Annotated in this window: 22 protein-coding genes; 13 read left to right on the top strand and 9 right to left on the bottom strand. The window is 63.6% G+C overall.

The genetic code is table 11. The features are described from left to right. Positions 1-481: 481 nt before the first annotated feature. On the top strand, positions 482-1,828 hold the full coding sequence (locus GNH96_RS08430; protein WP_228719767.1) for a sulfite exporter TauE/SafE family protein: 1,347 nt from the start codon (positions 482-484) through the stop codon (positions 1,826-1,828). A 26-nt stretch (positions 1,829-1,854) separates the two neighbouring features. On the opposite strand, the gene GNH96_RS08425 is transcribed toward GNH96_RS08430, so the two are convergent. From GNH96_RS08425 to GNH96_RS08410, 4 genes are all read right to left on the bottom strand, one after another. Further along, positions 1,855-2,310, bottom strand: coding sequence for an HAD family hydrolase (locus GNH96_RS08425; protein WP_169603267.1), 456 nt, complete (start codon positions 2,308-2,310; stop codon positions 1,855-1,857). Positions 2,311-3,010: 700 nt separating this feature from the next. Next, on the bottom strand, positions 3,011-3,208 hold the full coding sequence (locus GNH96_RS08420) for a hypothetical protein (RefSeq protein ID WP_169603266.1): 198 nt from the start codon (positions 3,206-3,208) through the stop codon (positions 3,011-3,013). A 194-nt stretch (positions 3,209-3,402) separates the two neighbouring features. Further along, a complete protein-coding gene (locus GNH96_RS08415; protein ID WP_169603265.1) occupies positions 3,403-4,404 on the bottom strand; it encodes a glycosyltransferase family 4 protein in 1,002 nt (333 codons plus the stop codon). Next, on the bottom strand, positions 4,361-5,167 hold the full coding sequence (locus GNH96_RS08410; RefSeq protein ID WP_169603264.1) for a UDP-2,3-diacylglucosamine diphosphatase: 807 nt from the start codon (positions 5,165-5,167) through the stop codon (positions 4,361-4,363). The genes GNH96_RS08415 and GNH96_RS08410 overlap by 44 nt, the downstream gene beginning before the upstream one ends. Positions 5,168-5,495: 328 nt before the next feature. Between GNH96_RS08410 and GNH96_RS16245 the strand changes: the two genes are divergently transcribed. Then, the gene (locus GNH96_RS16245) at positions 5,496-5,903 is read left to right on the top strand and encodes a DnaJ domain-containing protein (protein WP_223163394.1); all 408 of its coding nucleotides are present in this window, start codon (positions 5,496-5,498) and stop codon (positions 5,901-5,903) included. A 150-nt stretch (positions 5,904-6,053) separates the two neighbouring features. Here the strand turns inward: GNH96_RS16245 and GNH96_RS08400 are convergent, their stop codons facing one another. Together GNH96_RS08400 and GNH96_RS16185 are read right to left on the bottom strand one after the other, a co-directional pair. Next, entirely contained in the window at positions 6,054-6,983 is a 930-nt protein-coding gene (locus GNH96_RS08400; RefSeq protein ID WP_169604640.1) for a TIGR01777 family oxidoreductase, read from the bottom strand. Positions 6,984-7,652: 669 nt separating this feature from the next. Next, positions 7,653-7,775: a hypothetical protein gene (locus GNH96_RS16185; RefSeq protein ID WP_267313363.1), complete on the bottom strand. Its 123-nt coding sequence runs from the start codon at positions 7,773-7,775 to the stop codon at positions 7,653-7,655. 219 nt (positions 7,776-7,994) lie between these two features. On the opposite strand from GNH96_RS16185, the gene rplU reads away from it, so the two are divergent. The 4 genes from rplU to proB are packed head-to-tail and all read left to right on the top strand — an operon-like array spanning position 7,995 to position 10,791. Continuing rightward, positions 7,995-8,306 carry a 50S ribosomal protein L21 gene (gene rplU, locus GNH96_RS08395; RefSeq protein ID WP_169603263.1) on the top strand — a complete coding sequence of 104 codons (312 nt, stop codon included), beginning with the start codon at positions 7,995-7,997 and terminating at the stop codon, positions 8,304-8,306. Between the two features lie 24 nt (positions 8,307-8,330). Then, entirely contained in the window at positions 8,331-8,588 is a 258-nt protein-coding gene (gene rpmA / locus GNH96_RS08390) for a 50S ribosomal protein L27 (RefSeq protein WP_169603262.1), read from the top strand. 60 nt (positions 8,589-8,648) lie between these two features. Continuing rightward, entirely contained in the window at positions 8,649-9,683 is a 1,035-nt protein-coding gene (gene cgtA / locus GNH96_RS08385) for an Obg family GTPase CgtA (protein ID WP_169603261.1), read from the top strand. Continuing rightward, on the top strand, positions 9,667-10,791 hold the full coding sequence (gene proB, locus GNH96_RS08380) for a glutamate 5-kinase (RefSeq protein ID WP_169603260.1): 1,125 nt from the start codon (positions 9,667-9,669) through the stop codon (positions 10,789-10,791). Before cgtA ends, proB begins: the two co-directional genes overlap by 17 nt. A 42-nt stretch (positions 10,792-10,833) precedes the next feature. On the opposite strand, the gene rpsT is transcribed toward proB, so the two are convergent. Then, complete coding sequence (rpsT, locus tag GNH96_RS08375) at positions 10,834-11,112, bottom strand: 30S ribosomal protein S20 (protein ID WP_010961480.1); 279 nt, start codon at positions 11,110-11,112, stop codon at positions 10,834-10,836. Positions 11,113-11,302: 190 nt separating this feature from the next. Between rpsT and murJ the strand changes: the two genes are divergently transcribed. From murJ to lspA, 4 genes are read left to right on the top strand one after another with little or no spacing between them, the layout of a single operon-like run. Then, positions 11,303-12,814, top strand: a complete 1,512-nt coding sequence (gene murJ / locus GNH96_RS08370; protein ID WP_267313362.1) for a murein biosynthesis integral membrane protein MurJ — start codon at positions 11,303-11,305, stop codon at positions 12,812-12,814. Positions 12,815-12,822: 8 nt separating this feature from the next. Beyond that, on the top strand, positions 12,823-13,752 hold the full coding sequence (gene ribF / locus GNH96_RS08365) for a bifunctional riboflavin kinase/FAD synthetase (RefSeq protein WP_169603259.1): 930 nt from the start codon (positions 12,823-12,825) through the stop codon (positions 13,750-13,752). Between the two features lie 28 nt (positions 13,753-13,780). After that, complete coding sequence (gene ileS, locus GNH96_RS08360) at positions 13,781-16,600, top strand: isoleucine--tRNA ligase (protein WP_169603258.1); 2,820 nt, start codon at positions 13,781-13,783, stop codon at positions 16,598-16,600. Positions 16,601-16,608: 8 nt separating this feature from the next. Beyond that, positions 16,609-17,091, top strand: a complete 483-nt coding sequence (gene lspA / locus GNH96_RS08355; protein ID WP_188114772.1) for a signal peptidase II — start codon at positions 16,609-16,611, stop codon at positions 17,089-17,091. Here the strand turns inward: lspA and GNH96_RS08350 are convergent. Then, positions 17,088-17,510, bottom strand: a complete 423-nt coding sequence (locus GNH96_RS08350) for a hypothetical protein (protein WP_169603257.1) — start codon at positions 17,508-17,510, stop codon at positions 17,088-17,090. The genes lspA and GNH96_RS08350 overlap by 4 nt on opposite strands. A gap of 32 nt (positions 17,511-17,542) precedes the next feature. Next, positions 17,543-18,166: a TetR/AcrR family transcriptional regulator gene (locus tag GNH96_RS08345; protein WP_169603256.1), complete on the bottom strand. Its 624-nt coding sequence runs from the start codon at positions 18,164-18,166 to the stop codon at positions 17,543-17,545. Positions 18,167-18,277: 111 nt separating this feature from the next. Between GNH96_RS08345 and GNH96_RS08340 the strand changes: the two genes are divergently transcribed. The 3 genes from GNH96_RS08340 to GNH96_RS08330 all read left to right on the top strand — a co-directional run bounded on the left by GNH96_RS08340 (position 18,278) and on the right by GNH96_RS08330 (position 24,180). Then, positions 18,278-19,303, top strand: coding sequence for an HlyD family secretion protein (locus GNH96_RS08340; protein ID WP_169603255.1), 1,026 nt, complete (start codon positions 18,278-18,280; stop codon positions 19,301-19,303). 11 nt (positions 19,304-19,314) lie between these two features. Further along, the gene (locus GNH96_RS08335) at positions 19,315-20,859 is read left to right on the top strand and encodes a DHA2 family efflux MFS transporter permease subunit (protein ID WP_228719766.1); all 1,545 of its coding nucleotides are present in this window, start codon (positions 19,315-19,317) and stop codon (positions 20,857-20,859) included. Positions 20,860-21,087: 228 nt separating this feature from the next. Further along, positions 21,088-24,180 (top strand): cytochrome C, encoded by a 3,093-nt coding sequence (locus GNH96_RS08330; protein WP_169603253.1) that lies wholly within the window; start codon positions 21,088-21,090, stop codon positions 24,178-24,180. Positions 24,181-24,276 lie beyond the last annotated feature (96 nt).

Raw genomic sequence — 24,276 nt, 5'->3', positions numbered from 1 at the left:
GATGGAACGCCATCCGGGAACCCGCCCCCATCTCCATGCCACCCATGTTGGCGCCGCAGGCCATTTCCCCGCCCTTCATCATCTTGGCGCCACAAGTAATCTCACCGCCCTTCTGGACCATGACCTTGACTTCCGGCTTGGCGGCGGTGGGCGTGGCCATATCCGCCCCGCACTTACCCTCTCCGCAGCTCATTTCCTTGGCTGTCTTGCCCTGAGCTGGGCCAGTTGAGCACTACGATCCGCCAAATCACCTTGTCCCAAGGCGTCATGGGACGCACAAGCAACACCCGCCATCGCCGCCATAGCGCAAAAATTCAGTCTATGGGAACCCCGTATTTTCATGTCGTTACCCCCAGTCGGACGGTTCCTCGGAAAAAGACCTCCAGTGACGGGTTGCCGGCTGCAACGTCGGGTGCTACAAGTCAGCCCTACCGGCATGGTAGCCGCGTCTCTCACCCATCGGAATGCATAGGTTCCTTCCGTGAATTCATCGAACGCCGCTCCCCTCCCGCCGCCTGCAAGAGACCGCGGCACGAAAACCGGTCTCGGCGGTGTCCTGAAGAAGGTGACGGCGGTTTTCCTCGCCTTGTCGGGGATCGGGCTGATCCTTTGGTTCGACAGCCATGTCCTGAATCAGGTGGACATGCCCAAACTCAGCCGGGACACGAGTTATGGGCTGCTCTTCTTCGTAGGCTTTCTGACCGGGTTCCACTGCGTGGGCATGTGTGGGCCACTCGTCGTGGGGTATACGGCAAAATATGCATCCGCCGGCACGAAATCCTATGGTTCCCATCTCCTTTACGGCTTGGGAAAAACCATCTCCTATACGGTCATCGGTGGTCTGTTCGGCGCTTTCGGCTCGATCCTCGCCTTCACCCCTTTTACCCAGGGGGTGGTCGGCATCGCGGCCGGCGTTTTCCTCATCCTGTTCGGGCTGCACATGCTGAATGTGTTTCCGTCACTGCGCCACTTCCATGTCAAAACGCCCGGCGTCCTCATGCGGTTCGTCGGCAAGGAGTACCGGAAGCACCACAACCCCTTCGTGATCGGCCTCTTGAACGGGCTCATGATCATCTGCGGTCCGCTCCAGGCCATATACATCATGGCCGCCGGCACCGGCAGTTGGTCCGAGGGAGCGGCCATCTTGTTCTTTTTCGGCCTCGGCACCCTGCCATTGTTGCTGGGCTTCGGATTCCTCACCAGCCTGGTGTCCGCCAACCTGACGCCCAAAATTTTGAGAGCCTCGGGCATTGTCGTGGTGATCTTGGGATCCATCATGCTCGACAGGGGACTGGCGGTCGCGGGTTCCGGTTTCGATTTCAACACCCTGATCGCGCGCGTGTCCCAGGCGTTGTCGCCTCCCGTGGCGGCGCCGGAGTCCAATGCCGCCGAACAGACGATCACCATGGATGTGGTCGCTGGAAAATTCGTGCCCAACCGGTTCACCCTGCGCAAAGGCGTGCCGGTGAAGTGGGTGATCAACGGCAAGGAGCTGAACGAGTGCAATCGGGTCATCGTCGTGGCCAAATATGGGCTCGAGATCAAATTGCACGAGGGAACGCAGACCATAGCATTCACCCCGGAGGAAACCGGCGTCATCCCCTGGAGCTGCTGGATGGGAATGATTCCTGGGACTTTCATAGTCGTTGACCATCCCCCGGCGCCGGCAACTCCCACGCCGGGGATATCCGACCGGTTCAAGGCTATTGCGGAAGATTGGCGAGACTGCCTGATTCAGACAACCAACGAATTGCGCGACTGGCTGCGCTCGCTCCGATTGCCTGCGCTACAACCGGCCGAGTCCCGGGACGAGAGAAAAAACCACTGACCCATCTCCCCCTCAAGAGCAAGGACTCAGCGCCGTTGCAGGCGCAGCGAATTCAGCACCACTGACACCGAACTGAATGCCATGGCGGCCGAGGCGATCATCGGATTCGGCTTGCCGAAGGCGGCGACCCGTGCCGGCGCATCGTTGATACCGTCGCCGATCACCAGCAGCGTGCGAACACCCATCCGCCGGAGCCGGGCCAGTGCCTGCGGCGCATTGGCCCGCGGACGGTCGGCGATGCCGAAAATCGTCACCATGCCTTTATCCATGGCGCAGTAGCCCGGCGTCTTGCCTTCGCCGGCCAGGCTCGCGGCAATGGGCTCCCAGGATTCGAGCGAGATGTCCTGTTCAGTCAGCCAGGCGGCGTTGCCCAGAATCAAATCATGGCGTCCGACGCGTGCGCTGATGCCGCGTCCCGGAACGCCGGTGAAGTTCTTGGCGTCGCGGATCGTAGCGCCGAGTTCGCGCGCCCGGACGACCATCGCCTGGCCGCACGATCAAGGTGTCGTCGACCTGGACATCCTCGATCGGCATGGTGATCTCGGCCCCCCCTCGCGGATCACCTTGGCCGTCACCGGCTGCGAATCGCTTGCCGGGCTCGGTCACGATGTGTCCGACTCATGCGGTCTGCCCAGCGCCTCAATGCGCGGGAAGCCATCAGGACCTTGCGACCGGCAGCCGATGATGATCGATTTGCCGTGATGTGGACGGCTCGATGTCTGCCATCGGAAGGGTGACGGCGGGATCATGCCAGCCGGCGCGCACTCGAACGGGCACTAGGACACGAAGCCCTTTCCCTTTTCCGCGGCCCGACGAGCCGCCCCAATGATCTCTTCACGGTATTTGTGGATCAGGTATCCGATCGTCAAGCGGAACCGGCATCGGCAGGCCCATCGCTTCGAACAATGTCATGGCAAACGTCGCCGGATTGACACAACGGTCGCAACCGGCCGCCGGACTTGGCCAATCGAGGGTTCCAGCATGCGAGCGAGCACTCATTCGGGAGAGAGGGAAAGTACGATGTCGCCACCGTGCGACGGCCTTCCGGCCCCGCGGCGCCATGCGCCGCCACTGTTTTCTTGACCTATGCTGGAACCGGCACGCCCTTGAGGGAAAGGCTCGGAGAAAGTTTCGCTGCCGGTTGGAACTGGCACGAAAAATGGGAGGAGAAGGACCATCCCATCACGTTCCGGATGTCTCTCCATGAAGAAGGCGTTTGTCTCGACCCTCGTTGTTCTGGGCTCCCTCGTCGCAAACCATGGCACTTTGGCTGGGGGACACCCCCAAGGTCACGGTCACGAGCACCATCATGGCCATCACCATGGCCACGGCCATGCCTACGGCCTCCACCGGCACCATCACCATCATTACATCGAGCATGAAGTGCCGGTAATTCCTGTCCCGCTGATTCCTGTCCCGACGATCACGCTTCCGGCACCCCCTTCAGTTCCGCGTCTGGCGCTACCGGCACCGCCCCCATTGCCGGGCCTGCCGCATCCTTGAGAGCCGAGGTCCGGACAAACGGCTCGACACCAGCAACGAACTGAAACGGGTACCAGCAAAACCGGAAGGGGTCAGCGCGAAATCGGCGCCAGATAGCCGATGAACTGTTCGACACAGCGGTCCCAAGTGAACGCCTGGGCAAATTCGCGGCAGTCTTCGCCCCGCAACTCCAGCGCCCGCAACGCGGCGGCACGCAGATCGTGGTCAAGACAGCCCACGGAGGGATCGGTGATGACATCCTGCGGTCCCGGCACCGGGTAGGCGGCGACCGGGACGCCCGCGGCCAAGGCTTCCAGCATGACCAGCCCAAAAGTGTCGGTCCGGCTGGGGAAGACGAAGACGTCTGCCGCCGAGATCGTTTCGGCCAGGTTCAGGCCGCTTCGGTAACCCAGGAAGCGCACTTCCGGATAGCGCTTCTGGAGCTCGGTCCGGGAGGGGCCGTCGCCTACCACGTATTTGACGCCGGGCAGATCCAGCGCGAGGAAGTCATCCAGTCCTTTCTCCACGGCGAGGCGCCCCACGTACATGAAGACTGGACGGACGTCGTCGATCCGCCCTTTGCCGCGCGGCGCGAAAAGCGCCGTGTCGACCCCGCGTGACCACAAGACGAGATTCCGGAAGCCCCTCCCGCCGAGCTCGCTGACCTGGGTCGGCGTGGGCGCCATCACCCGCACGCTGGGACGATGGAACCAGCGCAGCGCCGCATATCCCCAATTCAGGGGGAGACGGGTCCGGAGATTGATGTATTCGGCGAAGCGCGTGTGGAACGAGGTCGTGAAGGGGAGACCCCGGCGCAGGCAATAGCGGCGCGCGGCCATCCCTAGCGGACCTTCGGTCGCGATGTGGATGGCATCGGGCGCGAACGCGTCGAGCTGGGCCGGCAACCTGAAGCCGCAGCCGAGCGCCAGCCGAATCTCCGGATAACCGGGACATGGCCAGTTCCGGTAACGGTCTGGAGTAAACGTCTCGACTTGGTGACCTCGCTTCCGAACCCCCTCGCAGATCCGGCTCAAGGTCGTGACGACGCCGTTAACCTGCGGTCGCCAGGCGTCGCTTATCAGTGCCAGTTTCACTCTTGGTATCCTCGAGCAGGAAGGCGCTTTCCTCGACCCAGCGCACAACCTTCAGCTCGCCGGTCACCGTTTCCACCAGCGCCGTGCAACTTTCCACCCAGTCGCCGCAATTAGCATAGGTGAGGCCGTCGATCTCGCGCAGAGCCGCATGGTGGATGTGCCCGCACACCACGCCATCCAGCCCCCGGCTCGCCGCTTCGTGCATCAACACCTCTTCGAAGCGGTAGATGACGTTCACGGCATTTTTGACCTTGTGCTTGATGAAAGCGGAAAGCGACCAATAGGGGAATCCGAGCCGACGGCGGCCCCAGTTGAACCAGCGGTTGCATGCCAGCAGCACTTCGTAGGCCTCGCTGCCGAGCACGGCCAGCCATTTCGTGCTGCAGACTACACCATCGAACTCGTCGCCGTGCAACACCAGCAGGCGGCGGCCTTCCTTTGTCTCATGCACGGCACGGTCGACGACCTCGACGCCTCCGAACAAGCTGCCCGTGTAATCTCGCAGCATCTCGTCATGGTTGCCCGGCACATAAACCACTCTGACGCCACGCTTGGCCCGATCCATGACCGTGCGCAGAATCTCGGAGTGCATCGGCGGCCAGTGCCATCCCGATTTGAGTTTCCACAGGTCGAGGATATCGCCCACCAGATAGAGCGTATCGCACCGGACATTCTTGAGAAAATCCACCAGATACTCGGCCTTGCAACCGCGGGTACCCAGATGCACATCGGAAATCCAGACCGTTCTATAATCCAGACTCATTAAGGCCACCTCATTCAGCCGGATTGATAAACGGTCATAAGGTAACCGGCATGTATTACAAAGCCGTCATGGTTTGATGACAGTTTCCGGATTCAGCGCACCAAGCCGGATCAAAAGCCACCAATTCACCAAACGGAAACAATAGGGTCATCACTCCGTCATTCCTGATGGCTAAAGTTCTTTCCGAGCCAGGTCTCCCTAACCTCTTGAGGCCAAGTCTTGGGCAAACCCGTCCCCGGACGGGTTCTTTTTTGCCTGTCCGTTTGAAGCGCTCACGAAAGGCTTGTCATGATCCGGGCTTGATCGCGGGTCTCCGGCACAGCAAACCATGCAGTTCAAGGATTACTACCAGATCATGGGCGTCTCGCGGGATGCTTCGCAGGAAGAGATCGAACGCACCAACCGCAAGCCCGCCCGCACGGCCCATCCCGATGTCGGCAAGGAACCCCATGCTGAAGAGCGCTTCAAGAAAATCAACGAGGCCCATGAGGTCCAGCAGGACAAGGAGCACGCGCGGCTTGCGACCGGCTTGCCTCAGGCCATCGCGCCGCAGACCCCTTCCAGCCGCCTCTGGATGGGTATTTCGAATTTCACGGCGACATCCCCACGGGATCTGACATGCCCGACAATGCCGTCGTCGTCACGCAGGAACTGGTTCTGGACGAACACTTGGAGTTTTCGCTGCTGGAAGTCTGTGACGACCGCCGAATCGACCCAAGCGACATCATCGAGATGATCGAAGAAGGTATCGCCGAACCGGAGGGGCCTCATGGGAAGATTGGCGCTTCGCGCGAGGGCGCTCAGGCGTTTGCAGCTTGCGTTGCGTCGCCAGTGCGACTCCGGGTCAATGCGGCCGGCGCGGGACCTGCTCGAGGAACTGGAACAGCTACGGCGGCACGCCCAGGATGCCCGGCATTTGGGATAGCGTATCCCGCAACGCCATTTCCAGCTCAGGGTATCTGAACCGAAAACCGGCCGCCAGCAAACGGGCAGGCAAAACCCGCTGGCCACCCAGCAGCAAGCTGCTCATTTCCCTTCCCATCAGCACGCGGAGGACACCTGCCGGAACGGCCAGGAAAGCGGGACGGCGGAGCAGGCGCGAGAGGATTTCGGTGAATTGGCGGTTGGTCACCGGATTCGGCGCCGTGGCATTGAAAACGCCCGACATGTCCGGCGCATCGATCAGCCGCCGAATGACGGCGACATAGTCGCGCGAATGGATCCAGGACATCCATTGCTCGCCGCTGCCGATGCGGGCTCCGAGCCCAAGGCGGAACAGCGGCAGCAAGGGCGCAAGGAAACCGCCCGTCGCCGCCAGTACCATGCCGGTCCGCACGATGCAAACGCGAACGCCGAAATCGGCCGCGCGCAGGGCAGCCGCCTCCCAGGCAGCGCACAGCCGGTGCACGAAACCGTCTGCGTAGCCCGAGGTTTCATCCAGAATGCAGTCCCCCCGATCGCCATAGAAACCAACCGTCGAGCCGCTGATCAGCACGTTCGGTCTGACATCGGCGCGGTCGATGTAGTCGACCAAAGATCGGGTCAGCTCGACCCGGCTGTCCCAGAGAAGTTTCTTGCGCGCTTCCGTCCAGCGCGGTCCGACGATCGGCTCGCCCGCGAGGTTGATAACGGCGTCGAATGCCAGTGAAGACGGTAGTTCGGAAAACGAGGTGATTGCGGTGACGCCCAGACCGCAGCGGTCTCGAACGCGGTCCGGCCGCCTGCTCAGGACAACCAGCCTCGCACCACTGCCGCCAAGATCCTGGCACAATGGGTTGCCAAGAAATCCGGTACCGCCGGTAACAAGAATTCGCATCATCGCCCTCTCCACGCCCCGCACCCACGCGGGCCGGACTCGTGCCGGGAGAATCGATAGCTTGGCCGGCACCCCTCTCCTGCCGGAAGGTATCTGCCGAAAACGCAAGGCCCGAGCTCATATGAGTCTCGCGGGCCTATTTGGGGGAATCTAGCTACGCCCCCTGAAGGAACCACGCGCTGCGACCGAACCGGCGCGCGACGTGAGAATTAAGAGAACGCTCGATATGTGCGTGGCAAGAAAGGGAACACCATCTCGCGCCCCAAGCTTGCCACACCACGGGGAGACCTCTTATTGATTGCTGCTATCTTCGTCCTTGAAGACCCAACGAACGAAAAAGAACGCGATCGCGACGATGGCGATGGTGACGACGATTCCCGTCGGCGATCTCATCTTTTCAACCAGATCAAGTATAGCTCCCATGTATGTACCTACCTTGTAGTGTAATGTTTTGAAAGAAATAGATATCAGATTGGGTCTGAACGCTACCGGCCCGTAATGTTACCTTCCCTTCATCTCCTGTCAAGAAAAACGACTCGACTGCGGAACTGACTGACTTGCGGACACAAAAAACCCGGGTGACCACACCCGGGTTTTGCAAGACCGATGGCTCTGTACGAAGCCGACCCGAAATTTATGGGTGTTGGAGCCGGGTCGGGCTGACGACCTTTACAGAGACGGCGAAACGATGGTGCTGGAGATCTTCTGCTTGTCACCGTCCGGCGAATTGCCGCAGCCGACCACGACCAGGGACATCATGACAACGCTCAGGGCGCACAGTGCTTTTTTCATAGATCCTCCTCAATTAACAATAGGTTAGAATTGTGCTTTTATTGTTGGTGCCGTAGCACGGGTGATTTTATAAAGCACCTTTTCGAAAAACGCAAGCCCTGAACAAGCGCCTCGTAAAGTACTGTGGCGAGTCCGGCGGGACCTCAACTTCGATTGACTAACGACGCTCCATCGCTATACAATTGCGCGTTTACGCGAATCTCTCAGGAGCACCTGAACATGTACGCTGTTATCCAGACGGGCGGCAAGCAATACCGCGTCCAACCCGGCGACAAGGTGAAGGTCGAGTCACTCGACGCTGAAGCCGGTCAAGAAGTCGCTTTCGAAAACGTCCTGCTGATCCAGTCCGATGACGGGATCAAGGTCGGACAGCCGTTCGTCTCGGGCGGCAAGGTGACCGGCACGGTCGTCGCAAACGGACGCCACCCGAAAATCCGGATCGTCAAGTTCCGCCGCCGCAAGCATCATATGAAGCAGGCCGGCCATCGCCAGAACTACACCGAAGTCCAGATCAACGAGATTACGGCGTAATCAACCTCACACGGAGAGACACTCATGGCACATAAGAAAGCAGGCGGCAGCTCCCGCAACGGCCGCGACTCCGAATCCAAGCGACTGGGCGTGAAGCGCTTCGGCGGCCAGATCGTCCAGGCCGGCAACATCATCGTCCGCCAGCGCGGCACCCACTTCCACCCCGGCGAAAACGTCGGCTGCGGACGCGACTATACGCTGTTCGCCCTCACCGAGGGCCGCGTGGAATTCAAGGTCAAGGGTCCGGTCGGGCGCAAGTATGTTTCGGTGGTTCCCGTCTGAGCGGTACCGGCGCGAAACACCTCTTAGGCCCAGCTCGTCTGGGCCTTTTAGTTGATACCCATGAAATTCGTTGACGAAGCCGAAATTCGCGTGGACGCCGGAGATGGCGGAAACGGCTGCATCAGTTTCCGGCGCGAGAAATACATCCCGTTCGGCGGCCCGGACGGGGGCGATGGGGGCGACGGGGGCAGCGTGTATCTGGTTGCGTCGAACAACCTCAACACGCTCGCCGACTTCCGCTTCCACTCCCGCTTCCGCGCCCAGCGCGGCGAGAACGGCTCCGGCAACAATTGCACCGGGAGGAGCGGAGAGGACTGCGTCATTCAGGTCCCCGTCGGCACCATCGTTTCGGACGCGGACACCGGCGAGCACCTCGGCGATCTGACCCGGCCCGATCAACGCCTGCTGGTTGCCCAGGGCGGCTTTCACGGCATAGGCAACACCCGCTTCAAAAGCAGCACCAACCGGGCGCCGCGGCGCGCCACGCCAGGAACGCCGGGGGAACACCGCACCCTGCATCTGGAACTCAAGCTGATCGCCGACGTCGGCCTGCTCGGCATGCCCAATGCCGGCAAATCGAGTCTGATCCGCGCCGTCTCCGCCGCCCGCCCCAAGGTCGCCGACTATCCATTCACGACGCTATACCCCAACCTGGGCGTGGTGCGCGTCGGCGATCAACGCAGCTTCGTGATGGCCGATATTCCCGGTCTCATCGAAGGCGCCGCGGAAGGCGCCGGACTCGGCGTGCAATTTCTCAAACACTTGGCGAGAACCCACCTCCTTCTTCATCTGGTCGATGTCGAGCCCTATGAAAGCGGCCTGGATCCCGTCGCCGCGGCGCGCAAGGTCATCGCGGAGCTGTGCAAATGGGGACACGGACTGGAAGAGAAGCCGCGCTGGCTGGTTCTGAACAAGATCGACCGGTTGGCCCCCGAAGCCATGGAAAACCGCTGCCGGGAAATCATCGACGGCCTGCACTGGACAGATCCTGTTTACCGGATTTCCGCCATGAAGGGCGAGGGCCTCGACCGCCTGACCCACGACATCATGCAATTCCTCGAACGGGAACGGAGCCTCGATGCAGAGCAGGAGTGAGCTCCCCGGCAGCCGGCGCGTCATCGTCAAGATCGGCAGCACCCTGCTGACCGCGGGCGGCAAGGGCCTGGACCAGGCCGCGATCGGCCAGTGGGTGCAGCAGATCGCCGAGCTACGCCAACGCGGGATACAGGTGGTATTGGTATCCTCGGGCTCGGTCGCGGAAGGCATGTCGCGACTGGGCTGGAAAACCCGCCCCCACCGGCTGAACGAGCTTCAGGCCGCCGCCTCCGTCGGCCAGATGGGGCTGGTGCAGACCTATGAAAGCCTGTTCAAGCGGCACGGCCTGCAGACCGCCCAGATCCTCCTGACCCACGACGACCTGTCGAACCGGGAGCGCTATCTCAATTCGCGCAGCACCATACTCACTCTGCTCCAACTCGGGGTCATCCCTGTCATCAACGAAAACGACACCGTCACGACCGAGGAAATCCGCTTCGGCGACAACGATACGCTGGGCGCATTGGTGGCAAACGCGGTCGAGGCCGATCTCCTCATCATTCTGACCGACCAGGCCGGGCTGTTCGAACGCAACCCGTCCATCGATTCCACCGCGCCGCTGGTCCAGCAGGCCGGCATCAACGATCCGCGCCTCAGCGCCATGGTCGGGGACAGCCTGAGCGGCCTCGGCCGCGGCGGCATGATTACGAAACTGCGCGCCGCCCGTCTGGCCGCCCGCTCGGGAACGGCCACCGTCATCGCCAGCGGCAGGGAAACCGGCGTGCTTCCGCGCATCCTCGGGGGCGACAACCTCGGCACGCTACTGATCCCTGACGTCTCCCCTCTGATCGCCCGCAAGCGTTGGATGGCCGGGCAACTCAAATTGAAAGGGAGCTTCGTAGTCGACGAGGGCGCCGAGCGGGTGCTACAGGAGGCCGGCAAGAGCCTGTTGCCGATCGGCGTGACCGCCGTGGAGGGAGAGTTCCGGCGCGGGGATCTGGTGGCCTGCCTGAATCAGGCCGGGCGGGAAATCGCGCGAGGACTGACCAACTACAGCGCGGAAGAATCCCGCCTCATCATGCGCCAGCCGAGTACGCGCATCGAGGAGATCCTGGGATACGTGGACGAGGCCGAACTCATCCACCGCGACAATCTGGTGCTGAGTTGAGCGGCGGGCCGGGCACGAACCCCGGCCCGCCACGTCCCGGATTCAGGAAGCAGCCTGCAGTGCCAGCGCCTTGACGCGGGCGTTCAGGCGGCTCTTGCTGCGCGCCGCCTTGTTGCGATGAATCAGCCCCTTGTTCACCGAAGAATCGATGATGGGCACGGCCTGCCGGAACGCTTCCTGCGCCTTCGTCAGATCGCCGGAATCCACCGCCAGGATGACTTTCTTGATGTACGTGCGGAGACGGCTACGCAGGGCGGCATTGTGTGCACGGTTATTTTCCGCCTGCCGAGCGCGCTTTTTCGCGGAAGCGATATTAGCCAAGGTCGACCTCTTCTGGATTGCGACTGTAAGAAAAGGCGAGGATTGTCCTTGTCTTTACTACCACTGTCAACCTGGAAATCACACGCGGCGGGGCATCACGGCCGCCGATTGATTATACTGAGCCTTTTTTTCCCGACGGAGCCGAACGCTGAGCCGACGCCTGTTGAAATCCACCGCCGTGGTGGGTTCCATGACACTGATTTCACGTCTGCTGGGCTTCGTCCGCGACATGCTCATCGCGCGGACCTTCGGCGCCGATGCGGCAACGGACGCATTCTTCGTCGCTTTCAGAATCCCCAATTTCCTGCGCCGGCTTTTCGCCGAAGGGGCTTTCTCGCAGGGACTGGTGCCGATCCTGTCGGAACTGCGCGCCGGCACGGACGATGCGGCGACCCGGCGCGCCATCGGCCGGATGGCCGGAACCCTGGCGCTCACCGCCTTGCTGCTCACCGCGCTGGGCATGGCGGCCGCGCCGATCCTGACCCTGCTGTTCGCGCCGGGCTTTCATGACCAGCCCATCCAGTACGAAATGGCGGTGGAGATGCTGCGCATCACCTTCCCTTACCTTTTCTTCGTCACGCTGACGGCATTCGCCGGCGGAGTCCTGCATACCTGGGGGCAATTCGCCGTGCCCGCCCTGACCCCTGCCCTGCTCAACCTGGCGATGATCGCCGCCGCACTGTGGCTGGCGCCGCGGATGGAACGGCCGGTCGAAGCCCTGGCCTGGGGCGTTTTCGCCGCCGGTATCCTGCAACTGGTCTTTCAGCTTCCCTCGCTCTGGGGCATTCGCCAGATCGCCCTGCCGCGCCCGGCCTGGCGAGACCGGGAGGTCCTGCGCATGTTCAAGCTGATGGGGCCGGCTATCCTCGGCGTTTCCGCGACCCAGATCAACCTGCTGCTGGACACGCTGGTGGCCTCGTTCCTGGTCTCCGGCAGCGTATCCTGGTTATATTACTCGGACCGGCTGGTGGAGCTGCCGCAGGGGCTTCTGGGCGTGGCGATCGGAACGGCCATCCTGCCCCATCTGTCCGCCAACCATCTCGGCCGCGACCGCGACGGTTTTTCCCGTGCGCTGGACTGGGCCTTGCGCTGGGTCGCCTTGCTCGGCCTGCCCGCGACGCTGGGATTGATGATTCTCGCCAAACCTCTGGTATCCACCCTGTTCGAGCACAACGCATTTTCATCTTACGACGTGGAGATGGCGAGCCGCAGCCTCGTCACCTACGCGGCGGGCCTGCCGGGCGCGATCGCCGTCAAGGCGCTGGCCTCCGGATTCAGCGCCCGCCGGGATGTCCGCACCCCACTGCGGTACAGCCTCCACGCCATCGGCGCCAATTGCGCGCTGGCGCCCGCCCTGGCCTTTCTCCTGGCGCCCCACGGCTGGGGACATGCCGGCCTGGCCTTGGCGACCGCGGTGGCGGCTTCTCTCAACGCATCGCTGCTGCTCGGCAAGCTGCTGGCCGAACAGGCCTACCGGCCGGGTGCTTCGTGGCGCAGCTTCGCGGCCCGCCTGGTGGTGGCGAACACAGCGATGAGCGCGCTGCTGGTCCAAGCCCTGGACTCCCCTTGGGCCGACTGGTCCACACCGGATCGCATCGTCCATCTCGCCCTGTGGCTCGGCGCCGGCATCGCCATCTATCTGCTGTGCCTGCTGCTGACGGGCCTGCGGCCCCATCACCTGCTCCTGCCCGAACGGGCATAAGGCCAGCCATGCGCGTCATTCACGGCGTCTCCGGCACGACATGTCCTTCCGCCTGCGTCGCCAGTATCGGCAACTTCGACGGCGTCCACCTGGGACACCAGACGCTGGTCCGGCGGCTGGCCGAAGAAGGGCGCCGTCTCGGCCTGCCGGTCGCCATCGTCCTGTTCGAACCGCAGCCGCGCGAGTTCTTCGATCCGGACCAGTCCCCTCCCCGCCTGATGCGCCTGTCGGAAAAGCTCTCCAGACTCGCCGATCTGCCGGTCGACTGGGTGCTGCTGCTGCGCTTCGACGAGAAACTCGCCAATCTGGCGCCGGAGGACTTCGTCCGCCGGATACTGGTGGAGCGGCTGCACGTCCGCCACCTCATCGTCGGCGACGACTTTCGTTTCGGCCGCGGCCGCGCCGGCGACCACGAATTGCTATGCCGCCTGGGCCGGCTCCACGGCTTCACGGTGAGCGATACCGAATCGGTGACGGTCGACGGCTTCCGCGTCAGCAGCACCCGGGTACGGGAGGCGCTTTGGCGGGGCGACATGGCCGGGGCGGCCAGACTGCTGGGCAGACCCTATGCCTTGCGCGGACGCGTGGTCCATGGCGACCAGCTCGGCCGCCGGCTGGGCTTTCCCACCGCCAACATCGAACTGCGCCGCGAAAACATTCCGGTGCAAGGCGTATTTGCCGTTACAATGTCGGGCATTTCAGCCGAAGCTTGGCCCGGTGTGGCCAACATCGGCATCAGGCCGACCGTGAGCGGCAGCCGCAAGGCCATGCTGGAAACCCATTTGTTCGATTTCACCGGCGATCTGTACGGGCGCCGGGTGGAAGTCCATCTGCACCACAAGCTTCGCGACGAGATGCGGTTTGCCGACATCGAAGACCTGAAGGAACAGATTGCCCGCGATGCCGCCGCCGCGCGCGGCCATTTCGCGGCAGGCTGACCCGATACACGACTCCCGACTTTCGACCATGGATTACAAAAGCACGCTGAACCTCCCCCAGACGCCATTCCCCATGAAAGCCAATCTGGCGCAGCGGGAACCCGAGCAGCTTGAACGCTGGCGCACGCTGGACCTTTATAAGAAGGTGCGGTCCCAGCGTGCCGGCCGGGACAGGTTCGTCCTTCACGACGGCCCGCCCTACGCCAATGGCGAAATCCACATCGGCCACGCGGTCAACAAGATCCTCAAGGACTTCATCGTCAAGAGCAGGACCTTGAGCGGCTTCGACGCCCCCTATGTGCCGGGCTGGGACTGCCACGGCCTGCCCATCGAGCTGATGGTCGAGAAGAAGATCGGCAAGGCCGGCCACAAGGTCAGCCCCGCCGAGTTCCGCAAGGCCTGCCGGGAATACGCTGCCGCCCAGGTCGATATCCAGCGCCGCGAATTCATCCGGCTCGGCGTGCTGGGCGACTGGGAAAATCCGTACCTGACCATGGATTTCCGCTTCGAGGCGAACATCGTCCGGGCGCTCGGGAGGATTTCCGCGCGCGGCCATCTGGTCAAGGGTGCCAAACCGGTACACTGGTGCATCGACTGCGGCTCGGCCCTGGCCGAAGCCGAGGTGGAATACGAGAACAAGCACTCGCCGGCGATCGACGTGCGTTTCGCCGTGATCGACGAATTCGGCCTGATGGCGCGGTTCCATACCGCCGACGGCGCGCTCGGCGAAGGTCCCCTGTCGGTCGTGATCTGGACCACCACGCCCTGGACCCTGCCCGCCAACCAGGCCGTGGCGCTCAACCCGGAACTGGACTACGTCGTCGTCCAGCGCGCCGACGTCAAGGAACGGCTGGTGCTCGCCGATGCCCTGATGAAGGACGTGATGCTGCGCTGCGGCGCGGAGGATTACCGCGTCATCGGCTACTGCAAGGGTGCCGAGCTGGAAGGCGTGCAACTCCGGCATCCGTTCTACGACCGCAGCGTCCCGCTGATCCTGGGCGACCACGTCACCCTGGACGCCGGCACCGGTGCGGTCCACACCGCCCCCGGCCACGGCCAGGAAGACTACGCCGTCGGCCAGCGCTATGGCCTGGCCGTGGACAACCCGGTCGGCGACGACGGCCGCTTCCTCCCGAACACCGAGCTGTTCGCCGGCGAACACGTGCTGAACGCCAACGGCCACGTGGTCGAAGTGCTCAAGGAGCGAGGCGCCCTGCTGCACGAGGCGCGGATCGAGCACAGCTACCCGCATTGCTGGCGCCACAAGACGCCGGTCATCTTTCGCGCCACGCCGCAGTGGTTCATCGCCATGGACAAGGGCGAGCTGCGCCGCCAGGCCCTGGAGGCCATCGGCCAGGTGCAATGGGTGCCGGACTGGGGTCAGGCCCGCATCGAGGCCATGGTCGGCAACCGCCCGGACTGGTGCATCTCGCGCCAGCGCACCTGGGGCGTGCCGATCCCGCTGTTCGTCCACAAGGAAACCGGCGCGCTGCATCCGGACACCGGCCGACTGATCGAAGAGGTCGCCCAGAAGATCGAAACCCGCGGCATCGACGCCTGGTTCGAGCTGGACCCGGCCGAACTGCTGGGCGCGGAAGCGGAACGGTACAGCAAGATCGGCGACACCCTGGACGTCTGGTTCGACTCCGGCGTCACCCACCATGCGGTGCTGGCGCAGAACCCCGCACTGGCCTTCCCCGCCGATCTCTATCTGGAAGGCTCGGACCAGCATCGCGGCTGGTTCCAGTCCTCGCTCTTGACCTCGGTCGCGATGCGCGGCCAGGCGCCCTACAAGGCGGTGCTGACCCACGGCTTCACGGTGGATGCCGAAGGCAAGAAGATGTCGAAGTCGCGCGGCAACGTGGTGGCACCTCAGAAAGTCATGCAAACCCTGGGCGCCGACGTGCTGCGACTGTGGGTGGCGGCGACCGACTACCGCGGCGAGATGACGGTATCCGACGAGATCCTCAAGCGCATCTCGGACGTCTACCGCCGTCTGCGCAACACCGCCCGCTACCTGCTGGCCAATCTCGACGGCTTCGACCCGGCCCGGCATCTCGTCAAGCCGGAAGACATGCTGGCGCTGGACCGCTGGGCGGTGGACCGCGCCCTGGCAATCCAGCAGGACGTGATCGAAGCCTACGAGACTTACCAGTTCCATACCATCTTCCAGAAGACCCACCATTTCTGCTCGGTGGACCTGGGCAGCTTCTACCTGGACGTGCTCAAGGACCGGCAGTACACCTGCAAGACCGACAGCCTGCCGCGCCGCTCCGGCCAGACCGCGATGTACCACATCGCCGAAGCCATGGTGCGCTGGCTCAGCCCCATCCTGAGCTTCACCGCCGAGGAAATCTGGCGACACCTGCCCGGCCAACGCGAGGAGTCGGTGTTCCTGTCGACCTGGTACGACGGCCTGTTCGCGCTGGATACGGACAGCCGCTTCGATCGGCCATTCTGGGAGCAGCTCTTGAAGATCCGCGAGGCCGTCGGCAAGGAGCTGGAAATCCTGCGGGTCCGGGGCGACATCGGCTCCTCGCTGGACGCCGAGGTCGAGCTGTTCTGCGATGCCGAACTGTTCCAGAAACTGAGCGGCGCAGGTGACGAGCTGCGCTTCGTGCTGCTGACCTCCTATGCGTCGGTCAAACCGGCGGCAGAACCCGGCACCGTCACCCTGCCGACCGAAGTCCCCGGCCTGGAATTGCGGCTCACCGCCTCCGACAAGCCCAAGTGCGTGCGCTGCTGGCACCACCGCCACGACGTCGGCTCGAACCCGGACCACCCGGAACTGTGCGGCCGCTGCGTGGAGAACGTCGCCGGCGCCGGCGAATCCCGCTCGTTCGGCTGAGGTCGTCCATGTTGAAATGGCTTTGGCTGTCGGTGCTGGTCTTCGCCATCGACCAGCTCAGCAAGCAGATCGTCGACGCCTCGATGCGGCTGTACGAGACGATTCCGCTGCTGCCGGTGTTCCAGCTCACCTACCTGCGCAACCAGGGCGCGGCGTTCAGCTTCCTGAGCCAGGCCGGCGGCTGGCAGCGCTGGTTCTTCATCGCGCTGTCGGTTGGCGCCACGGTGCTGATCACGTACTGGCTCAAGCACCTGGACCGGCGGAAAACCTGGGAAGCCGCCGCCTGGGCGCTGGTGCTGGGCGGCGCGGTCGGCAACCTGTCGGACCGGGTCGTCTACGGCTACGTCATCGACTTTCTCGACGTGTTCTACGGCGACTGGCACTGGCCGGCGTTCAACGTGGCCGACTCGGCCATCACCATCGGCATCGGCATGCTGCTGATCGATTCGTTCCGGGGCCGCGTGAACGCCCCAATCTCAAGTGGACGCTAACTCGGCCGGCGGCTGAGGCAGGAGAGATAGGACGAGGTGATCTCGTTCAGGAGGAACGAGGCATCCGGGTACTGAATGCGGAACCGGCCCGGCTTGCGGCGCGCCTTTCCCCGCGCCCAGGAGACCTCCACCGGATACACCATCCAGCCGGCGGCGCCGACGTGGGATTCGATCGCCCACGCGAATTCCTCGGCGCCGTCGTGGGTGACCGCCAGTTCGGCGGACCTCTGCCGCAGGTCGACCGCGGCCTGGCGCCCGTATTCGCTCAGGGCGCCGGCGAAGGTTTCCAGGACGGGCCCCACGACATCGCGAAAATAAGCCTCGCACTCCCTGCCATATTCCGCTTCGGCCGCCCGGGCACCCTGGGCCTCCAGCGCCAGCTTCCGGAAATGCAGGTCCAGACGTTGTTTCCAGTCCATCCGTTCATCTCCCCTCGCGGCCAAAGGCCGGCTCATTCGCGTGCAAGCGATTCCCCATAGCCGTGTCCCCGCAGAAACAGATCGACGGCCGCGCCGACCAGTGACGTTTTTTCGTCTTCGCCGAGACCTTCCTTCTGGCCGAGCAGGCAGCGGAAGTGCTCGTCGCCTTTCAGCATCCCCAGAAACAGCCGGGCCGACACGCCGACATCCGCAATCGCCAGGACTCGCTGGGCCGACAGTTCCTCGAGATAGGCCGACAGCTTCCGGAGCACCGGCTCGGGGCCGGTCCGGTACACGCGGGCGCCCAGTTCGGGGAAGAGTTGCTGCTCGCCGATGATCACCCGGTAAAGCGTCAAGGCTTCTTCGGAATAAACCAGATCCACGAAGGCGCGCGCAATGGCGGTCAGCGCCGCGACCGGATCGCGCACCTCGGTCTGCGCCTTGGCCAAGGTGTTCAGCAGGGCCTCGCATTGCAGCGAAATCACCGCGGCGAACAGATCCTGCTTGCCCTCGAAATGGCTGTACAAGGTGGCCTTGGACACGGGCGCCGCTTCGGCGATGGCCTCCATGCTGGCGCCGGCGTAGCCATGCAGGAGGAACATTCGCTTGGCTGCCAGCAGGATGCTCTCGCGTTTGGAAACTCGGACGGTGTTCATCGGCTCTCAAAAGATCGCCCCGGCTTGCGGCCGGACCGGTTCGTGATTATCCTGAACTGAACGTATCAGTTCATTTTTCTTATTCGGTCTCCTCAATAATAGACGCACAAGATGCGACTGCCCACCTCCCCGCGACATCTGCTCCTCCTCGTCGGCCTGGCGTCCCTGAGTACGGGCGGCGCAGCCTACTGGCTCGAGGCCATTCACCCGTATGAGACCACCGATAACGCTTACATCAAGGCCCACCTCATCCTGCTCAGTTCCAAGGAAACGGGCTACGTGAAAGAGGTGTTGTTCCGGGACAATCAGCGGGTGAAGAAAGGGGACGTGCTGGCGGTGATAGACGATCACGAATTCAAGGCGCGCGTGGCCGAAGCCAGCGCCGAGGTGGCGGCGACGGCGGCGCGCATCACCGCACTGGAATCCGAGAAGCGGACCCAGGCGGCCAGGGTCCGCGAAGAGGACGCCAATATCGCCTCGGCTTCAGCCGACCATGAACGGTCGATACGCGACCTGAAACGGCTCGACCGCCTGGCCGAAGCCGGCGCGGCCTCGGCCCAGTCGCTGGACACCGCGGAAGCCTCCTACAAACAGGCCAAGGCGTTGCTGGACAAGAACCGGTCCGCGCGGGATCAGGCCGAAATCCGCCTGATCGCCCTGGACGCGTTGATCGCCGAAACCCGGGCCCAGCTGCAGCAGGCCCAGGCCCGGCTGGAATTGGCCCAGATCGACCTGGAGCATACCCGCATCCTCGCCCCCATCGACGGCACGGTAGGAAATCGCAGCGTCCAGATCGGGCAACTGCTCCAGCCCGGTAGCGTGCTGGCCTATCTCATCCCGGCGGACGGAGTGTTCGTCGAGGCCAATTTCAAGGAAACCCAGATCGAACACATGCGGATCGGCCAGGCGGCGAGCGTCGTCGTCGACGCCTATCCCGCCGCGCCGTTCGAGGCGGTGGTGGACAGCCTGGCGCCGGCCAGCGGATCGGAATTCAGCATCCTTCCGCCGGAGAACGCCACCGGCAATTTCACCAAGATCGTCCGCCGGGTTCCGGTCAAGCTGACCTTCGCCGCCGGCGCCGACCTCAGTCTCCTCAAACCCGGCCTGTCGGTGCAGGTAAGAATCAAAGTGCACTGAGCGGCATGACGATGACGGGAAGCGTCACCCCCCGTGCCTGGATCGGCTTCTTCGGGATGGTATTCGGGGTCTTCATGGCGATCCTGGACATCCAGATCGTCGCCAGCTCGCTGGAGCAGATCCAGGCCGGCCTCGCCGCCACCCGCGACGAGATCACCTGGGTGCAGACCGCCTACCTGATCGCCGAAGTGGTCATCATCCCGCTGTCCGGCTGGCTGAACCGCGCCCTCTCCACCCGCTACCTGTTCGTGCTGTCCTGCGGCGGCTTCACCCTGACCAGCCTGTGCTGCGCGCTGGCATGGAACCTCCCCTCCATGATCGCGTTCCGAGCCCTGCAGGGCTTCTTCGGCGGGGCCATGATCCCGACCGTATTCGCGGTGATTTACACCCTGTTCCCGCCCCGCCAGCAAGCGGCCATGGTGATCGTGGTCGGCATGGTGGTGACGGTGGCGCCCACCGCCGGCCCCGTGCTCGGCGGCTATCTGACCGAAGTCCTGTCATGGAAGGCGCTGTTCCTGGTCAATCTGCTGCCGGGCGTTCTGGTCTGCCTTTCGACCTGGTTCCTGGTCGAGGTGGACCGCCCCGACTGGGCACTGCTCAAGCGCGTCGATTTCCCCGGCATCCTCTATATCTGCGTTTTTCTGGGCAGCCTGCAATTCGTCCTGGAAGAAGGCATCCGCAAGGAATGGTTCGATAGCCGCGAGATCGTGTTCTTCAGCGCCGTTGCGGTCATAGCCGGCGGCGCCATGTTCTACCGCGAGCTGCGCATCGAGGAACCCATCGTCGACCTGTGGGCGTTCCGTAACGCCAATTTCGCGGTCGGCTGCTTGTTCAGCTTCATCATCGGCATCGGGCTCTACACCCTCATCGCATTGACGCCCATCTACCTTTCCACGGTGAAAGGCCTCAACAGCCTGCAGATCGGCCAGTACCTGATGGTCACCGGCATGTTCCAGTTCGCTTCGGCGTTCGTGGCGGGCCCCTTGGCGAAGCGGATGGACTCGCGCCTGATGTTGGCGATGGGCATGTTCCTGTTCGGGCTGGGCACCTGGCAGAACGGCAACCTGAGCCACGACGCTGGCTACTGGGAATTCTTCTGGCCCCAGGCGCTGCGCGGCTTCGCCCTGATGTTCGCCTTCCTGCCGGTCAACTCGCTGGCGCTGGGAACCCTGCCGCCAGAGGAAGTCAAGAATGCCAGCGGGCTGTACAACCTCACCCGCAATCTGGGCGGCGCCATCGGCATCGCCGTCGCCAACACCCTGATGATCCGCTGGGACAAGGCGCATTACGCCGCGCTGCGCGAATCGGTCACGCCAGGTTCCGCACAAGCCGATGCCCTGCTCGCCCGGCTGGAAGCCCAGGCCGCCCTGCTCCGCGTCCCCGATCCCGCCGATGCCGCACTCAAGCAACTCTACGGACTGGCCATGCGGGAAGCCCAGATCATGACCGTCAACGATTTGTTCCATGTCCTCGGCCTGCTGTTCTTCGCCTCTCTCCTCCTGATGCCGCTGGTCAGAAAAGTCCGGCACGATGCCGGCGACAGCGGCGCCCACTGAGCCGGCGCCGGCTCTAAACCCTCGTCCGCGTCCAAGGACCGGCGTCCGGAAGCCGCGATGCGCGGTTTCGCCCAGATCGACCCGATATCACACAACATGGCTTTTCGCTGATGTGCGGTTGGCATTGATTCTCATCGAGTTTCCTCCTGGCACGATGACTGCGTAGGCATTGTCGACGAGCCCCCGCTCGCCGTCCGCGACACAACAATCGAGAAATAGGGAGGAACCGTGAATACCACAAGCCATGCACCACCATCCTTGCATCGCGGCGGCCCGCTTTTCGCGGGCCTGCTGTTGACGCTGGCCGCCACGCTGGCCCCCGAAGCCGCATTGGCCGCAGCCAAGTTCAAGATCAAGGCCACCTGGTCGGACAAGGCCGGCACGCTGACGATCAAGGGCAGCGCCAAGGGCAACAACGGCCCGGTCGACGTCTACGACATCAACGGCCGCCGCCTGGGCAGCGGCCAGGGCGCCAGCTTCGCCCTCACCCTGGCCCGCCAGGACCTCGGCAACGTGCCTTGCGCCGTGCGGATCGAGGCGGGCGGCACGGAAGCGGTCAAGCTGGTGAAGGGCGCGCCCAAATCCTGCGCCGGCGTTCCCACCTGCAGCATCACCAGCCCGGCCGATGGCGCGGTGCTCCCGATCGGCGTGCAATCGCACTTCCAGGCCATGGCCAACAGCAGCGATCCGACGGCGCAGCCACTCAAATACGAGTGGGATTTCGCGGGCGGCGCGATGGGCCATCCGACCGACCTCATGGCCATGCCAACCTTCATCCGCGACAACAGCCATTACCGGGTGCGCTTCAGCGCCACCGACGCCAAGGGCCGGCGCTGCGAGGATGCGGTCGAAGTCGTCGTGGGCACGCCGCCCGTGGGCTTGCCGGGCAAGGTTTCCGAACAGTCGGCGCCCAAGTTCGGCGGGGAACTGGATGGCGCCAAGGGCGACGTCGTGGTGATGCCGTTCGAAAGCTGGACCTATCAGGGCGTAGCCGATCACGACTTCCAGCCCAACCAGGAACTGGCGTTCAATCCGCCGCTCAACATGCTCAACGCCCTGGCCTACCGCAAGGACCGGCTGCCGGTAGCGCTGGACCCGACCCAGATCGAACTGCGCTATTCCGCCGCTTCCAACCCCTCCGATCCGGCCGGCGCGGGCTCCATCAACTCCACCAGCCGCAACTGGAATTCGGCGGAAGGCGCCAATGTGGAATACATCCTGGACGGCGCGCTGCAAAAGACCGACATCTGGGACCGGGTCGACCGGCGCGGCGCGACCAATCTGGCCGCGGACTATGTCTCGCGCTTCATCGCCTGGCAGCAGAACTGGCCCACGGGCAGCCCGGAACAGACCCCGGCACGCGACGAAGGGTATGTGATTGATCCGTTCAAGCCGTTTCTGGACGACAACGCTTCCACCAATTTCCCGGCCAAAAGCGCCCGCATGCCCGGCTTCGCCAACCCCTATCAGGCCAACGATCCCCAGGCCTTCGCGTTCTACGACCCCAGCACTCGCGCACTCGGGGCTGGCTATATTCCGGTGACCGACGCGGACGATACCGGCCGGGTCAACCCTTATCCGCTCATGCGCGTGCAGGCGGTGGACAAGAGCGGCAACACCGTGGCGTCGACCGACGGCGTGATGACCACCAGCCGCGACCACCACTGCCGCGAATGCCACGCCAAGGGCAAGATCGCCGCCAATCCCAACGCGGGCTGGAGCAAGGAAGCCTTCCACTATTCCGTCTACGGCAAGATAGTGGACGACAGCATGTGCAGCGCCAACGGTGGCGGGCATAATCACGAAGGGCACGGCGGAACATTATGCACCTTCGCCCAGCCCGAGTTCTTTGAGCCTGCGGGCAAAACCCTGAGGGACCAGGAAGACGCTGCGATGAAGAACGTCTACAGCCTGCACGATTTTTACGACGGACTGAATCTCCTTCAGGAACGTCTTTACGGCGCGGGCCACAACGATCAAGGCCAGATCAGCAACGACGGCTCCTTTTTCTGCGCGGCCTGCCATTCATCTCCCACCCGCCACTGGCCCCTGGGAGTGGTCATGTGGCAGGATTATTTCTTCATGGACGAAACCGGCGCGCAGTGGGGCAATGGCGGTTACTGGCCGAACTACACCATGGCCATGCACAAGCTCCACGGCCGCTTCCAGCGCGACCCGTCCAATCCGGACAACATCCTGCGCGAAGCCAGTGGCGTGCCTAAGCTGTGGGACCCCGCTCAGGGCGCCAATCCCAACACGCTGTTCCCTGTGAAAACCGCCAGCGGCGAATCCAAGCCAATGGAGGAAAACTGCCTGCAGTGCCACGCCGGCCAGCGCGAACAGCAATATCGCGACCGTATGTACACGGCCGGGGTGACCTGCTACGACTGCCATGGAGACATGCTGGCCCAAGGCTTGGCGTATGAAAAATCCCAAGTTGGCGCCGACGGCAACAAGCACCGCGTGGCTTATTACGACGAGCCCGACTGCGGTTCTTGCCATACCGGCAACGCCAACGACGGCGGCAGCGGCTTCTTCAGCGCCGGCGTCATGAAGCGCGCCTTCGACGACGGCGACCGTTCAGCCACCACCCGCCCGCCCAAGACCGAGCGTTTCGCGGTGCAACCCAAGGACTACGGCAAGATGCCGACCACCCAATGGATGAACGATCCATCGTCGCCGGATGGCGGGTACACCGTCGACGTCTCGTTCAACATCAACGAACGGGTCTACCGCGACAGCAAGGACAAGCACGGCGACGTCGCCTGCGGTGCCTGCCACGGCCCGGCCCACGGCGTCTGGCCCAACCGCGATCCCAGCTCGAACGACAACGTCACCGCGCTGCAGCTCCAGGGCCACACCGGCACCATCCTGGAATGCAACGTCTGCCACACGGCGGATTCATTCGCCAAGCTGGAAGACCTGGATGGCGGCCAGTACAGCGGCGACGCCAAGCCCGGCATCCTGGGCGGACCGCACGACATGCATCCCGTCAACGACCCGTACTGGTGGAAGCAGGCCAATGGCGACGTCGCCAACAGCGACGGCGGCACCTACGGCGGCTGGCACAACAACTACGCCAAAATGCCCGGAGCGAATGGCGAAGACCAGTGCGCAGCCTGCCACGGCAACGACCACAAGGGCACCCGTCTGTCCAAGACGCCGGTGGACCGGGTGTTCGACTTCCGCGGCTTCGACGGCAAGAAGCTGAAGAAGGCCGGGTTCAAGACCAAGGTCGTGAAAGTGGCCGCCGGCACCCCGATCGGCTGCGACACCTGCCATAGCCTGGAGACCAGCTTCAAGGGGTCGCCGGGGCATTGAGGACACTGTCCCAACCGCCAGGGATGGCTTTTCACCGCGGGGGCGCCGAACGGTAGCGGCTTAGGGCCCAATCCCGTATCCGCGCCTCGAGGTGGA

The organism is Methylococcus geothermalis, from assembly GCF_012769535.1.
GTDB lineage: Bacteria > Pseudomonadota > Gammaproteobacteria > Methylococcales > Methylococcaceae > Methylococcus > Methylococcus geothermalis.
The sequence above is the reverse complement of the archived record's forward strand: the minus strand, read 5'-3'. Positions and strand labels throughout refer to the sequence as shown.

Coding starts and splice junctions, on each gene's coding strand:
- GNH96_RS08420 (WP_169603266.1), bottom strand. CDS start 3,208: ATGCTCGATGTAATGATGGTGATGGTGCCGGTGGAGGCCGTAGGCATG.
- GNH96_RS16245 (WP_223163394.1), top strand. CDS start 5,496: ATGCAGTTCAAGGATTACTACCAGATCATGGGCGTCTCGCGGGATGCT.
- cgtA (WP_169603261.1), top strand. CDS start 8,649: ATGAAATTCGTTGACGAAGCCGAAATTCGCGTGGACGCCGGAGATGGC.
- GNH96_RS16185 (WP_267313363.1), bottom strand. CDS start 7,775: ATGAAAAAAGCACTGTGCGCCCTGAGCGTTGTCATGATGTCCCTGGTC.
- proB (WP_169603260.1), top strand. CDS start 9,667: ATGCAGAGCAGGAGTGAGCTCCCCGGCAGCCGGCGCGTCATCGTCAAG.
- GNH96_RS08425 (WP_169603267.1), bottom strand. CDS start 2,310: ATGGTCGTCCGGGCGCGCGAACTCGGCGCTACGATCCGCGACGCCAAG.
- GNH96_RS08400 (WP_169604640.1), bottom strand. CDS start 6,983: ATGCGAATTCTTGTTACCGGCGGTACCGGATTTCTTGGCAACCCATTG.
- ribF (WP_169603259.1), top strand. CDS start 12,823: ATGCGCGTCATTCACGGCGTCTCCGGCACGACATGTCCTTCCGCCTGC.
- rplU (WP_169603263.1), top strand. CDS start 7,995: ATGTACGCTGTTATCCAGACGGGCGGCAAGCAATACCGCGTCCAACCC.
- rpmA (WP_169603262.1), top strand. CDS start 8,331: ATGGCACATAAGAAAGCAGGCGGCAGCTCCCGCAACGGCCGCGACTCC.
- lspA (WP_188114772.1), top strand. CDS start 16,609: ATGTTGAAATGGCTTTGGCTGTCGGTGCTGGTCTTCGCCATCGACCAG.
- GNH96_RS08340 (WP_169603255.1), top strand. CDS start 18,278: ATGCGACTGCCCACCTCCCCGCGACATCTGCTCCTCCTCGTCGGCCTG.
- ileS (WP_169603258.1), top strand. CDS start 13,781: ATGGATTACAAAAGCACGCTGAACCTCCCCCAGACGCCATTCCCCATG.
- GNH96_RS08350 (WP_169603257.1), bottom strand. CDS start 17,510: ATGGACTGGAAACAACGTCTGGACCTGCATTTCCGGAAGCTGGCGCTG.
- murJ (WP_267313362.1), top strand. CDS start 11,303: ATGACACTGATTTCACGTCTGCTGGGCTTCGTCCGCGACATGCTCATC.
- GNH96_RS08345 (WP_169603256.1), bottom strand. CDS start 18,166: ATGAACACCGTCCGAGTTTCCAAACGCGAGAGCATCCTGCTGGCAGCC.
- GNH96_RS08410 (WP_169603264.1), bottom strand. CDS start 5,167: ATGAGTCTGGATTATAGAACGGTCTGGATTTCCGATGTGCATCTGGGT.
- GNH96_RS08335 (WP_228719766.1), top strand. CDS start 19,315: ATGACGGGAAGCGTCACCCCCCGTGCCTGGATCGGCTTCTTCGGGATG.